13 protein-coding genes and 2 tRNA genes are annotated in these 14,066 nt (G+C 36.8%); 1 reads left to right on the forward strand and 14 read right to left on the reverse strand.

Annotated elements, in window-relative coordinates:
• Positions 1-17: 17 nt before the first annotated feature.
• From lonB to MHH59_RS22375, 5 genes are all read right to left on the reverse strand, one after another.
• On the reverse strand, positions 18-1,688 hold the full coding sequence (gene lonB / locus MHH59_RS22355; protein WP_002034202.1) for an ATP-dependent protease LonB: 1,671 nt from the start codon (positions 1,686-1,688) through the stop codon (positions 18-20).
• 106 nt (positions 1,689-1,794) lie between these two features.
• Entirely contained in the window at positions 1,795-3,054 is a 1,260-nt protein-coding gene (clpX, locus tag MHH59_RS22360) for an ATP-dependent protease ATP-binding subunit ClpX (protein ID WP_000472285.1), read from the reverse strand.
• Between the two features lie 264 nt (positions 3,055-3,318).
• Entirely contained in the window at positions 3,319-4,596 is a 1,278-nt protein-coding gene (tig, locus tag MHH59_RS22365; RefSeq protein WP_002015345.1) for a trigger factor, read from the reverse strand.
• A 310-nt stretch (positions 4,597-4,906) separates the two neighbouring features.
• The gene (locus MHH59_RS22370) at positions 4,907-5,905 is read right to left on the reverse strand and encodes a hypothetical protein (RefSeq protein ID WP_002034206.1); all 999 of its coding nucleotides are present in this window, start codon (positions 5,903-5,905) and stop codon (positions 4,907-4,909) included.
• Positions 5,906-6,103: 198 nt separating this feature from the next.
• Positions 6,104-6,352 (reverse strand): hypothetical protein, encoded by a 249-nt coding sequence (locus MHH59_RS22375; RefSeq protein WP_001983650.1) that lies wholly within the window; start codon positions 6,350-6,352, stop codon positions 6,104-6,106.
• A gap of 315 nt (positions 6,353-6,667) precedes the next feature.
• On the opposite strand from MHH59_RS22375, the gene MHH59_RS22380 reads away from it, so the two are divergent.
• Complete coding sequence (locus MHH59_RS22380; protein WP_000473869.1) at positions 6,668-7,282, forward strand: PH domain-containing protein; 615 nt, start codon at positions 6,668-6,670, stop codon at positions 7,280-7,282.
• Between the two features lie 51 nt (positions 7,283-7,333).
• Here the strand turns inward: MHH59_RS22380 and MHH59_RS22385 are convergent.
• The 9 genes from MHH59_RS22385 to gerE form a co-directional block, all read right to left on the reverse strand.
• A tRNA-Arg gene (locus MHH59_RS22385) sits at positions 7,334-7,407 on the reverse strand.
• 1 nt (position 7,408) lies between these two features.
• Positions 7,409-7,482 (reverse strand) — tRNA-Gly (locus MHH59_RS22390).
• A gap of 108 nt (positions 7,483-7,590) precedes the next feature.
• Positions 7,591-8,094: a metallophosphoesterase gene (locus MHH59_RS22395; RefSeq protein WP_002129278.1), complete on the reverse strand. Its 504-nt coding sequence runs from the start codon at positions 8,092-8,094 to the stop codon at positions 7,591-7,593.
• A gap of 13 nt (positions 8,095-8,107) precedes the next feature.
• On the reverse strand, positions 8,108-8,716 hold the full coding sequence (locus MHH59_RS22400) for an XTP/dITP diphosphatase (RefSeq protein ID WP_002143277.1): 609 nt from the start codon (positions 8,714-8,716) through the stop codon (positions 8,108-8,110).
• 11 nt (positions 8,717-8,727) lie between these two features.
• The gene (gene rph / locus MHH59_RS22405) at positions 8,728-9,465 is read right to left on the reverse strand and encodes a ribonuclease PH (protein WP_002015340.1); all 738 of its coding nucleotides are present in this window, start codon (positions 9,463-9,465) and stop codon (positions 8,728-8,730) included.
• Positions 9,466-9,596: 131 nt separating this feature from the next.
• Positions 9,597-10,646, reverse strand: coding sequence for a GerMN domain-containing protein (locus tag MHH59_RS22410; RefSeq protein WP_002129281.1), 1,050 nt, complete (start codon positions 10,644-10,646; stop codon positions 9,597-9,599).
• Between the two features lie 130 nt (positions 10,647-10,776).
• Entirely contained in the window at positions 10,777-11,589 is an 813-nt protein-coding gene (gene racE, locus MHH59_RS22415) for a glutamate racemase (protein ID WP_002015338.1), read from the reverse strand.
• A gap of 361 nt (positions 11,590-11,950) precedes the next feature.
• A complete protein-coding gene (locus MHH59_RS22420; RefSeq protein WP_340852360.1) occupies positions 11,951-13,696 on the reverse strand; it encodes an MFS transporter in 1,746 nt (581 codons plus the stop codon).
• A 107-nt stretch (positions 13,697-13,803) separates the two neighbouring features.
• Complete coding sequence (gene gerE, locus MHH59_RS22425; protein ID WP_000659484.1) at positions 13,804-14,028, reverse strand: spore germination transcription factor GerE; 225 nt, start codon at positions 14,026-14,028, stop codon at positions 13,804-13,806.
• Positions 14,029-14,066 lie beyond the last annotated feature (38 nt).

Genomic DNA, 14,066 nt, shown 5'->3' on the forward strand with positions numbered 1-14,066 from the left:
TTTATTATTGTATATTCTCACATTGATTGTGCATCTGTTTCGTCCAAATCATTATGTGCATCAAGCTCACGATGCATATTTTCCTGCATAAATGTTAATTCAAATACTTCTTTTAATTTGCGAACAGGAATGATCTCAATTCCCTTTATTGTATACAAAAATGGTTGCATGTTTTCAGCCGGAATGATGACTTTCTTAGCTCCCGCTTTTTTCGCAGCTTTTATTTTTGCGTACACACCACCAATAGGCTTCACTTCTCCGTGGATACTTATCTCACCTGTCATCGCTACTTCATTATTCACATACGTACGATGCACTGCTGAATAGACACCTGTTGCCATAGCAATACCTGCTGAAGGACCATCAATCGGGATACCACCAGGAAAATTAATATGTATATCATACCCTTCTGGCAACACATCTAGAGAACGAAGTACTGTTAACACATTATCAACAGAACCTTTCGCCATACTTTTACGGCGGATTGATTTCGTTTGATTTCCAATACTTTCCTCTTCTACAATTCCAGTGACATTTACTGATCCTTTATCTTTCGCAGGAATAGCTGTTACCTCAATTTCTAATAACGCACCTGTATTCGGCCCATATACAGCAAGCCCGTTCACAAGACCGATTCTCGGAATTGGATAAATACGTTTTTCGTACTTTGGTGTAAGCTGACTAGAATGAACAACCCATTCAATATCTTCATCTTTAATGAAAGGTCGTTCTTCATTTATCGCCATACCAGCAGAAATTTGCACGAGATTAATTGCTTCTCGCCCATTTCTTGCATACATTCCAATCATTTCGATACCGTTCTCACCTACTTGCATCTCCACTTTGTCAGCTGCATTTTTCGCTACTTTTTGAATTTCTTCTGTATCTAACTCACGGAAGAACACTTCTAAACAACGCGACCTAATTGCAGGAGGAATTTCCTCTGGTGAACGTGTCGTTGCACCAACTAAGCGAAAATCTGCAGGTAAACCTTTTTGAAAAATATCATGTATATACGTTGGAATCATCGAATTTTCTTCACTATAATACGCACTTTCCAAAAACACTTTCCGATCTTCTAACACTTTTAACATTTTATTCATTTGAATTGGATGTAATTCACCAATCTCATCAATGAACAAAATACCACCATGCGCATCTGTTACAGCCCCTTTTTTCGGTTGCGGGATACCCGCTTGTCCCATTGCACCTGCTCCTTGATAAATAGGATCATGCACTGAACCAATTAATGGATCCGCAATACCACGCTCATCAAACCTAGCTGTCGTCGCATCAAGTTCGATAAATGTTGCATTTGTACGAAATGGAGATTTCGGATTTCGTTTCGCTTCTTCTAATACAAGGCGTGCTGCCGCTGTCTTTCCGACACCTGGCGGACCGTATATGATCACATGTTGCGGATTAGGACCACAAAGAGCCGCTTTTAACGACTTAATCCCGTCTTCTTGCCCTACAATGTCTATAAAGGATGTAGGACGTACCTTTTCCGCAAGCGGCTCTGTTAAAGAAACCTCACGCATTTTACGAAGCTGCTCTAATTCTTTTTTCGATTCTCGATCAATTGAAACTTTTTGTGTTCGCTGATTTCGAAGTAAATGCCAAAAATACAATCCGACAATTACGCCAAAAACAAGTTGAACAAGTAAAAATATATTTGTCCAGCTCATAATTCATTTCCTCCCGCTATGTTTTACCTTTTAGTATTTCCTGGGAGGAATAGTGCTAAACATAAAGAAAAACAGCAATTATAAAAATTGCTGTTTCTTCTTCGCATTATGCAGATGTTTTTGTATCAAGTACAGTACCGTCTTGTAACACCAATTTCGGCGGTTCATTATCAGCTACTGTTTCTTTCGTAAGAATACACTTCTCGATATCTTTGCGAGATGGAAGTTCGAACATTACATCAAGCATCAAGCCTTCAATAATAGAACGAAGTCCACGAGCACCTGTTTTACGTTCAATTGCTTTTTTCGCAATCTCAACTAGTGCACCTTCTTCAAACTCTAACTCAACATCGTCAAGCTCCAATAATTTTTGGAATTGCTTAACAAGTGCATTTTTCGGTTTAGTTAAAATATCTACAAGAGCATCTTCATCAAGCGGCTCTAGGTTCGCAATAACTGGAAGACGACCGATAAACTCCGGAATTAAACCGAATCTTAAAAGATCCTCTGGTAAAACGTGAGATAAAACATGCTTCTCATTTACATCAGCATTTTTCTTCTCAGCACCAAATCCAATTACTTTCTCACCAAGGCGACGTTTAATAATAGGCTCGATGCCATCAAACGCTCCACCACAAATGAATAGGATGTTCGTTGTATCAATTTGAATAAACTCTTGATGCGGGTGCTTACGACCACCTTGAGGTGGAACGCTCGCTACAGTACCTTCTAAAATTTTCAGAAGTGCCTGCTGTACACCTTCACCAGATACATCACGTGTAATTGATGGATTTTCGGACTTACGTGCCACTTTATCAATCTCATCAATATAAATAATTCCTTTTTCCGCTTTTTCTACATCGTAATCAGCCGCTTGAATTAGTTTTAGTAAGATGTTTTCTACATCTTCCCCAACGTATCCAGCTTCTGTTAAAGATGTTGCGTCCGCGATTGCAAATGGAACATTTAAAATACGCGCTAATGTTTGTGCCAATAATGTTTTACCACTACCAGTTGGCCCAATAAGTGAAATATTACTCTTCGCTAATTCTACATCATCAATTTTGCTGTTAGAATTAATGCGTTTGTAATGGTTATATACCGCTACCGCTAGTGCTTTTTTCGCGTTATCTTGTCCGATGACATACTCATCTAAGATTTCACGAATTTCTACCGGTTTCGGTACATCTTTGAATTCTACTTCTTCGTCCTTCGCAAGCTCCTCTTGTACAATTTCAGTACAAAGCTCGATACACTCGTCACAAATGTAAACACCTGGACCTGCAACTAACTTTCGAACTTGCGTTTGTGTTTTACCACAGAAAGAACATTTTAATTGACCTTTTTCATCATTAAATTTAAACATATTTTCACACCCCTTACAAAGTGCTAACCTCTTGCCTTCGTATGTACACGATAAATGTATCGTATGTAAATACATATTATGTCACTACGTAGCGAGAAATACAAATAATATGACTAGTTATGTACAAATAAAAAAATTTTAAAACTTTTGAAATATGTATATTCGACTTACAAAGGCACTTTTCCTTCTTCATCGAAAAGTTTTATAAATATATTTCTATATTTATAAAACAAGGCACGATTAAAATCGCGCCTTGTTATTTTATTATGCAGCGTTGTCTACTAAGAAGTCTACAGCTTTACGCACTTTAAGATCTTCAGATAAAGCGTCTACGCTTCCAAGAGCTTGCTTGATAGCGTCTACTGGCATACCGTACATTTCAGCCATTTTTTCAACTTCTGCAGTTACTTCTTCTTCAGTAACTTCGATGTTTTCAGCTTCAATGATAGCTTCAAGAACAAGATTGATTCTTACACGTTTTTGTGCATCCTCTTTCATTTGCTCTTTTAATTTGTCAGCGTCAGTACCTGTGAATTGGTAGTAAAGCTCAAGATTCATACCTTGTTGGCTTAAACGTTGCTCGAATTCACGAACCATACGATCTAACTCAGTGTCGATCATAGCTTCTGGAATGTCGATTTCAGCGTTAGCAGCAGCTAATTCTACTACTTCGTCACGTACTTTGTGCTCAGCTTCGTGCTTTTTGCCTTCTTCTAAGTTTGTACGAAGTTTTGTTTTTAATTCATCAAGAGTTGCAACTTCTTCGTCAGCATCTTTAGCGAACTCGTCGTTTAACTCAGGAAGTTCTTTTGTTTTGATTTCGTGAATTGTTACTTTGAATGTTGCTGGTTTACCAGCTAATTCAGCAGCATGGTACTCTTCTGGGAATGATACTTCAACTTCTTTAGAATCACCAGATTTAAGACCAATTACTTGCTCTTCGAAACCTGGGATGAAAGTACCAGAACCGATTGCAAGAGAATAGTTTTCGCCTTTTCCGCCTTCAAATGCTTCGCCATCAACGAAACCTTCGAAGTCGATTACAGCTGTATCACCATCTGCAGCAGTTCCGTCTTCTTTAACAACTAGTTCAGCTTGACGCTCTTGTAAAGCTTTTACTTCGTTCTCTACATCCTCGTCAGTTACAGTTGTTTCAACTTTTTCTACTGCTAAACCTTTGTAATCACCTAATTTAACTTCAGGTTTTACAGTAACTTTTGCAGTGAAAATTAAGTTTTGGCCTTTTTCGAATTTCTCGATGTCAATCTCAGGATGAGCAACTGGGAAGATACCAGCTTCATCGATTGCTTCACCGTATGCTTTTGGTAAGATGATATCTAAAGCATCTTGGTATAAAGATTCAATACCAAAGCGTTGTTCGAATAATGGACGAGGCATTTTCCCTTTACGGAAACCTGGTACATTAATTGTTTTTACTACTTTTTTGAATGCAGCGTCGATAGAGTTATTTACTTCTTTAGCATCAACTTCGATTGTTAAAACGCCAACGTTACCTTCTAATTTTTCCCATTTTGTAGACATTTATTCTTTCCCTCCAACTATAATAATGTATGCACATACCTCTATAGATCAAAATTTTTATTATCTCTTTCTTGAAATAACAAATGTACAAATAACCCTCTAGCAAAAAGCTTTCAGATACAATGTTCCAATCTACTAATTGTCTAAAAGACAACTACGGTATATTTTGTTCGAGACTAATATGAAACATATTAAGTAAGAGAATTATACTCCTCTTCTCTTACAAACAGGCAGATTTCTGCCTTTTGCAACCCTTACATTATAACATAGAATGTGCTCGTTTCAATAACTGAACGATTCTTTTTCATAATTATACGGGCAAATACCCTTCTCTTTCAATGCGCAGTAACCATTGATAGGCAATATGAAATTCCTCAAACTCAATATTGTACGCTGTCATAAGTTCTTCTTCATCAATAGCCAATCCGAAACGCTTTCTTCCAATTCTCTCTAAGACAGCAGCCCAAATTTCTACTTTATCCATTAATAGAGGGAACGGAAAAATGCTAATTTGTAATTCTTTCCAGTATGTAACCATCGTACTAAATATATCTGGATAATTTTGCTCTAATCGGTTTGAGAATTTATGTATAATTTTATCGGATTGCTCCTCATTATGACCTGTAAATGCTGGAATCACCTTTATCGTATTTCCAAACTTCTCTACTTCTATCTCTTCTTCTATTTGATTTTCTACCATTTTATACAAAATAGAAGTTTTTAAATAAGGGTGCTGATCTTCGTCTATTAAAAATTTCTTTAAAGTAGGAAGTGCGAGATCCAGGTCTTTTAACGAAAGTTTCTGGATCACTCTTAGCTTTTGACCAAAGTTTTCTCCAAAAAGCCCATCGGTAAATTCTTCTAATTCAAAATTCGAATCCACTAGCGGTGTATCTTCTTCATTCAGCATCCCTTGCGCAAACAAAGCAAGCTGCGCCAATTTTTCCTTTTGCTCAGGAATTATATCTTTCGTTTGCAAAACTTCCTCAACAGTTTCAATGACACCTTCATAATCATTTGTTTGAACTAAAATAGTTACATACGTTTCAAGAATATCACCAAATAATACAGCTCCTGTTTCAAGCAACTGCTCACATTTTTCTTTCGCTTCTTCCATACGTTTTAATTCTAGCAAACAAATAACGGAAGCTAATTCTGTTTGTTCCGTTTCTGCATTATACTGACGTAATATTTCAAAGCAGCGCAATGCATCTTCGAATTCCCGCTCTTTCAACGCTAAAAAACCTTTATCAATATAGCGTTCTGATAGTTGCGGAAACAATACGACCGTATTTTCTTTTTTATCCATACGTCCGCCTCTTTTTCTAGATTTTAATGATCTTCAAAGTAAATATATCAAATGCGTAATGAGAACACAACATTCCAAAATTATTTATTTGAAATATAGGAATATTCTATTTTCATAACAAAAAAGCAACAAACTTCTAAATGAAATTCATTTTTCACAAACAAAAACCCTCAGCAACAGACGGCAGAGGGTTCATCATTAATGGAAAGCTTTTATAATTGTGGGGTATATAACAAGGGTAATAATTTGGAGAACAATAATTGCCATAACAATCATGCTAAAATAGAAGATTGGTTTACTTCGCTTCATTAAAAACATAATAATAAGCATCGTACAAGCAAACAAACTTAAAAAGAACAAACTCGTTGTCGAACTAAGTATACCACTTGGGACAAAGAACAATAAAACTACACTACAAGTACCTATAATTCCAAATAACCATTCCATTCATTCACTCATTCCCTTTCCCTCTCATGGCAGTTTTTTCTACGCTACTAAATGTTTTACAACATCAATTACATATGTTAACTTTTCATACGCCACAAACCCAAAAGCTACTGTTAAACCCGTTACGATTAATCCTTTCATCATCTCTTCCTCCTCATTTATCGTTGTTATCTTCATTATATAAGATTAGTAATTTGTTACCATCGAACTTCCTTACACTTACCTTACAGAGTTGTAAGATTTCAAAAATAAGTTTAAAATCATGTTAATGTATTTTTGTACAATTAAGAATTTAATTTACAAGGGGGATTATATATGTTCAAAAAAATGGCAGCTGACGTTTTAGGATTAAGCGATGTAGGTTCCGTTATCACACCAAAAGATTACGATAAGGTCGATGCTGATGATTACGTAATGCATGAAGATGGGGAGAAAATTTACTTTCTTATTAAATCAAAATCGGATGAATATTGCTTTACAAACAAAGGATTAATTCACTTAGATGGTACAAGTGCCACAAGCAAAAAACGTACATTACGCCGCTTTAGCTATAGTAAATATCAAATTAAAAACGTAGCACTTGAAACTGCAGGAACGATTGATTTAGATGTAGAAATTAAATTTCAAATGGGAGATGAGCATTACTCAATTGATGTTCATAAAAAACATATTGAAGAATTAAAAGATTTATATAAGGCTCTTCTTAAAATCGAAGAAATTTCATACGACAACGACATTACATTGCAGTATGCACATAAAAGTTTAGATATGGCATCTAACGCTTTCAGCCGTATTTCAAATGCACAAGTAAATTTAGCAGAACAGTTTAAAGAGATGAACGAGATCGCCTTTAACTGGCTCGTTGATACGAAAAAGCAATATAACGTGAAAGATTACGGTTTTGTCTTTGAAAAATTTATTAATAACTAATTTAAAACAAACAAAAAACCTTGTTATCAAAAGATAACAAGGTTTTTTTAGCGTCCCAGGAGAGATTCGAACTCCCGACCGTACGCTTAGAAGGCGTATGCTCTATCCGGCTGAGCTACTGGGACATGGAGCGGGTGAAGAGAATCGAACTCTCGACCAGAGCTTGGAAGGCTCTTGTTTTACCACTAAACTACACCCGCATATGTTATTTTATTTTTCTTCGTTAGCGCCGTTGCCCTATCGACAATATTTATTATATTCATAACTACTTATAAAGTCAACACTTTTTTAAAAGAGGATAATTTTTCTTATCCTCTTTTAAAAATTGCTTGTTCCACCAGCTGTCCATCTAATGTTTCAAAACGAACTTCTATATGATTTTCATCCATTTCTAATAAAGCGAATGTCTTTTCCACACGAGAGCGCGGGAGCAAAATACTTCCTGGATTAATAAATAAAATCCCATCAAGTAATTCTGCCCCTAATACATGAGAATGTCCAAAGCACGCTACTTGTGCTCCTACTTCTTCTGCATGATACGCTAACGTTTGTAACGTCATTTTCACATCATGACGATGACCGTGTACAACTAAGAAACGAATTCCATCTACATCAGTTACAATTTCATCTTGAAAGTTAGCATAATCACAATTCCCTTTTACAACTTGGAAACCTTGTAGCTCTTCGTGAGCAGGCGTTAGCTCTGAATCACCACAATGAATCATGACATCTACTTTCCCTTCATATTTCTCTTTTAACTGCTGTAATTCCTTCACAGAGCTATGACTATCGCTTACGATTAAAGCTTTCATCAATCTCTCTCCCTTATTCTTCTAAAAACCATTCCGGGATTTTCTCTTCTAATTTACGAAGAGCGCGTCCGCGGTGGCTAATGGCATTTTTCTCATCTGAGCTTAGTTCCGCCATTGCCTTTTTATATTCTTCTACATAAAAAATCGGATCGTATCCAAAACCATTTTCCCCGCGGCGCTGTTCTAAGATTTTCCCTTCACACGTTCCGTTTACAATAACCGGCTCTTTATCTGCCTCAGGGAAAGCAACCGCTAGTGCACAGTAAAAACGAGCTGTACGTTTTTCTAAATCGATGTCAGTTAACTCTTGCAACACTTTATCGATATTCGCTTGGTCATCTTTCGGCTCTCCAGCAAAACGAGCTGAATATACACCTGGTTTCCCGTTTAAGGCATCTACAATAAGACCTGAGTCATCCGCAATTACGATGGAATTCAACTGTCTACTAAGACTGTCCGCTTTCAAAATTGCGTTTTCTTCAAATGTTTCACCAGTTTCTTCGACTTCTTCAATATGAGGAAAATCGTGTAAAGATTTCACTTCTAAGTCAAATCTCTCAAATAACTCAGCAAACTCACGTACTTTCCCAAGATTTTTCGTCGCTACAACAACTTGCTTCATATTTTCCACCTCTACTCTATATGAGATACGATGTCACCTAACGCTTCTTTTTGCTTTTCAACAAGTTGGAAAATCCCTTGTTCAGCAGCATCAAGTAATTCATTTAATTCAGCTCTGCTAAACGTCGCTTCTTCTCCAGTTCCTTGCACTTCAACAAACTGACCTTTTCCAGTCATAATAACGTTCATATCAACGTCTGCTTTAGAATCTTCAGCATAATTTAAATCTAAAACAACACCTTGTTCTTCAACAACACCTACTGACGTTGCCGCTAAATAATCTTTCACCGGAATTTTAGATACTTTTTCTGCTTGCAATAATTTTTCAAAAGCTAATACCATCGCTACATAAGCACCTGTAATAGAAGCTGTTCTCGTTCCGCCATCCGCTTGAATTACATCACAGTCAATCCAAACCGTTCTTTCGCCAAGCGCTTCTAAATCAACAACCGCACGTAATGCTCGTCCAATTAAACGCTGGATTTCCATTGTACGCCCTGTTACTTTCCCTTTACTTGACTCCCTGATTGTACGTTGCTCTGTCGCACGTGGAATCATTGAGTATTCTGCTGTTACCCAGCCTTTTCCTTCTCCGCGCATAAACGGCGGTACACGCTCTTCAATTGTCGCTGAACAAATTACCTTTGTATCCCCAACTTCAATTAGTACTGATCCCTCTGGATGTTTTAAATAATTTGTATGAATATGTATATGGCGTAGCTCTGCTTTTCCTCTACCATCTACTCGCATAAAAATAACCCCCTCATAAATACTCTCATTAGTATAGCCAAATTTAAATGTACGATATGTATAACAATAAAAGAAGGGGAACTCAAAAAGCAATTCCCCTTTCTTACATAAGTATATCAAATTATTCGCGATTAAAAACTACCTGTATTCACGTTTTGTGGACGATCAACAGGTTTTATTAACTTTTCACCTTTCTCATCCATAAGATTTGCTTTCCCATTCACTTCAATAGAAACATTTTTCACACCTTGTTTTTCCGTTAAAGATAAGACTAACGATTTCAACACATAATTTGAAATCATGTTTTTGTCTGGGTTCACAAATATATTTTCATTAAAGTTTAATGTAATATTTCCGTTCTCCACTTTTGGATTCGTAATAAGCTTAGCTCCTGGATTAAAATCATTTAGTAGCGACCCTTGAATCGGACCTTTTACAAGCTCATCCACAATTGCCGAGTAATCATTTTCTTTTCCTTCTGCAACGCGCCTTGTTACCGGTACGTAATATTGCTGCTTATTATTATTTTGCGCCATAAAGTAAAGTGTAACCGGTTTTGTATGCGTCACATCTGCTACTTGTTCATCATCAAAGTTAATTCCATTCGCACGACTTACACCTTCACCTAGCGGTGTACCCGCAACAGGCATCTTCACTAACTTTTCACCATTTATTTGGAACTGCACTTGTTTTATTTCTGTAAATTGAGTCAAAGTCCACGCTACTGATTCAACAATTTGACGTTCTTCTTCTTTTGAATAATTTTTCATTTCTTTAGAGAAATCAATTACTGCTGTCCCGCCTTTTTTCAAATTCAAGGTCATCGTCGTATTCGCTGGAAGGACTGCTCGAAATCCATTTGGCAATAAATTTGTAACTGGTCCATCTTTCACAAGATACTCTAACGTTTGCTGTACAACTTCATTCGCTTTCGGAGTAGGCATTGCAATAGTTTGCGGTACGACATATCCATTTTTATCAACGAGGTATAACTCTCTATTTACTGTTTGCCCTTGTTTATCTTTTTTAGCAGTTTCTTTCTTTTCACCTTCTGTATACGTAACTTTTTTTGGCGGATCAATTTGTTCTGTCGCTTTCTCTTGATTTAACAAGCCACACCCTGATAATAAAATCGCACTCACAGTAGCACCAACAACCCATTTAAAAGTGGATTTAGGCATGCCATTCCCCCCTAAAATCTAAGTTTGTACTATTATGTATACGAGCTGTTTCATGTTTTAGAACAAGCTATGGCTACTTATACAGAAAAAACCCCTGATTTTTCAGGAGTTCTCTTATATGAATCTACTATTATTCTGTTTCTAAATTGATATGCTTCACATTTTCAATCGGCTGACCGAACCACTTTGATGCAATTTCTTTAAACAGGCCTATTTTACCAGTCGTTAAGAAGAGATGATCACTTTGTTCTTCTCCCTCATTTAGCATCTTACTATGGTATAAAATCGTGCTTACCTCACGCGCTGTTTCATCACCCGAACTAATTAATTGTACTTGATCCCCCATTACCTTTTTAATAACAGGACCTAAAATCGGATAATGTGTACATCCTAGAATAAGCGTATCAATGTCAGTACTTTTCAACGGTTGCAATGTTTCTCTTACAACTTCATACGCCATTTCACTTTCGAAATTCCCACTCTCTACAAGCTCAACGAAAGGTGGGCACGCTAAACTTTCTACCATAACACGGTTATTAATAGACTTTAGCGCCTCTTCATAGGCGCCACTTTTTACTGTTCCAATCGTTCCAATAATCCCAACATGATACGTATTTGTCACTTTTAAAGCTGTACGTGATCCTGGATGAATAACTCCAACTACTGGAATTGGTAATTGTTTCTGCATTTCTTCTAATACAACCGCAGTTGCTGTATTACACGCAATAACTAACATTTTGATATTTAAATCTAATAAATGCTCCGTCATTTCCCACGTAAATTGACGCACTTCTTCACGAGAACGCGGACCATAAGGGCAACGTGCTGTATCCCCTAAATATATAATACGCTCTTTCGGCAACTGACGAATTAATTCCTTCGCTACTGTTAAACCGCCCACTCCCGAATCAATAACACCGATCGCTCTATTCAACTTAATCACCCGTTTTCTCATTCATCATCTTTTATGTTTATCAGTATATTTTACACACTTTAAGTTCGCTAACTTAAAGTGCCCCTGTATAAAAATTTTCATTTGTACCTATATAGATCAGGACCTTTTTTATTTTGCTCCTTTTTTTCATAATTTGCAAGACAGAAAAATAACCGACCTTCTATATGAAAGTCGGTTTCTTCTATATAAATTGCGTATTTACCCCGCTATTTGCCAGGCAGTAAGACCCCCACCTCAAAATTCAGCGAAAGCAAAGAAGTTATATGGGGGATCGGGCTGCCCGTAAAAGTCCGATTGGTGTAGGCTAATAATTAGTGGGGGATGCCCCCCCACTAATTAAAGTTTCACTTTATTGCTCCATCTTTTTTTGGAAAGAAGACATTCCTATTAATAAGAAGAAATGAGCAGAAATTAAAATGATGATTAAAATAAAATTCAAACGATAACTATTTGTAGCTTCCATAACTTTGCTCGCTACAGCTGGTCCAAATGCCATACCGAAAAAGTTAATTAAATTATATAAACCAAGACCGACTCCAACTTTAGCTGGATGTAATGTTTTCGGTATAAATGTGTTTAATGATACTTGAATAGCTGAATAACTCATAAATGTTAAAATAACCGCCACTAAAATAATGATTAAGTTCCCGTTCGGAATAAGCCCTAAAATTAAAAAGCCAACGATCATAATGACAGACGCTACATAAATCATATTCACATTTCCAAACGAAGGGACAATCTTCCCCGTAATAAAACTAGATACAATACCAAAGAGTGATGCAACAAACAATGCAATTCCGATAACGAATGGCGACAATCCGTGCACTCTTCCTAACAGTGATGGCAATAATAATAGACTAGCACATAACGCCACATTAATTATAAACCCGACCGCTATTAAACGAAGAAATGGTTTGTTCGAAAATAACTCAATATCAATAAATGGATGCTCCGCGTTCTTCATACGAACCGTGAATAAAAATAAGAAAGCTACCGATAACACAAATAGCCAACTATTAATATTGACACCTAATAAAACAGTCGTAATGAATGCAAATAATAACGCCGCTCCAATGTAATCAAAATGAAACGCTTCATCCGTATGCTGCGCTTCTTCTGGCATAAATTTTATAAGCAAGAAAATCCCAACTACTGAAATAACCATAAATAAAAATAAATATGGCCACCCTAATGTATTTGTAATAGCCCCGCCAACTAAAGGACCAATGCCTATTGCTAATGCAATAGAAGAACTAATCATCGCTAATGCACCAGGCTTCTTAGCGGGAGCAACTAATTTTGCCACTGCAATCATACTAAGCGCAATAAACGCCGCGCCCCCACTCGCCTGCACTAATCTTGCAAGAATGGTAATCGCATAAGATTGATTCATAAATCCAATAATAGAACCCGCTACAAATATGATAATTGAAATAATCAATAGTTTTTTTACGCTATAACGATCAGCCAACTTCCCATATATCATCGAACCAATACCGACAACTAAGGAATAACCTACTACAACATGCGGCGTGAAATTAGGTGCTACATAAAATAAAGCCCCTCCTTCTTTCAACTTACTTTCTAGCAAAAACGGAACTCGATTTTCTAAATGTACAGCTTTTTCTTCATCGTTTGTATAACCTGTTATACGCTTACCGGCAACAAAAAACGAGCCATCTTTATTTTTCACACCAACTAAAGAACTTACCCCGTGACAAACAGCCGCTACGATCCGGTTATTATTGTACATATTCTCAATTAAATTTGCTACATATGGATTACCTGGAAAATCTACAATCGCCCCGTGCCCACCACAAAATAATACCGCATCATACTCTGAAGAGTGAACAGTTGAAATCGCCCTCGTATTTTGCAATAAAGAAGCGACATGCTTAAATTCACGAGGTATGCCATTCGGAATAGACACTCTATCAATTGGTACTCTCCCGCCTTTTATCGACACAATATCAACATCGAACTTAGCTTTTTTAAATAAATGATAAGGAGCTGCGAGCTCTTCCAGCCACAAACCAGTCGGGTGTCCATTCAAATCATGAGCGCTTGTTGAAACTAATAATACCCTTTTCAACATATCCCCTCCTTACTACCTATTTATGTATGAAACATTCTTATCATTCATATGGAGCATGAAACAAACAGAAAAATAGCCGACCTTTTGTATAAAAGTCGGCTGCTTTCTTATAGTTCGAGCTCTCCCATACGAAGAAGCTCAACAACTGCTTGTGAACGTCCTTTAACCCCTAGCTTTTGCATTGCGTTTGAGATGTGATTACGTACTGTTTTTTCACTTATAAACAGTTCACCTGCAATTTCCTTCGTCGTTTTATCTTGAACCAGTAATTCAAATACTTCTCTTTCTCTCTTTGTGAGTAACGGTTTAGATTGATACGCTTTTTCCTTCAACTGGTATAACCCTCCTTGCTTAAGCCAGAGCTGTATAT

Source organism: Bacillus sp. FSL E2-0195, assembly GCF_038003645.1.
GTDB classification, from domain to species: Bacteria; Bacillota; Bacilli; order Bacillales; family Bacillaceae_G; genus Bacillus_A; species Bacillus_A mycoides.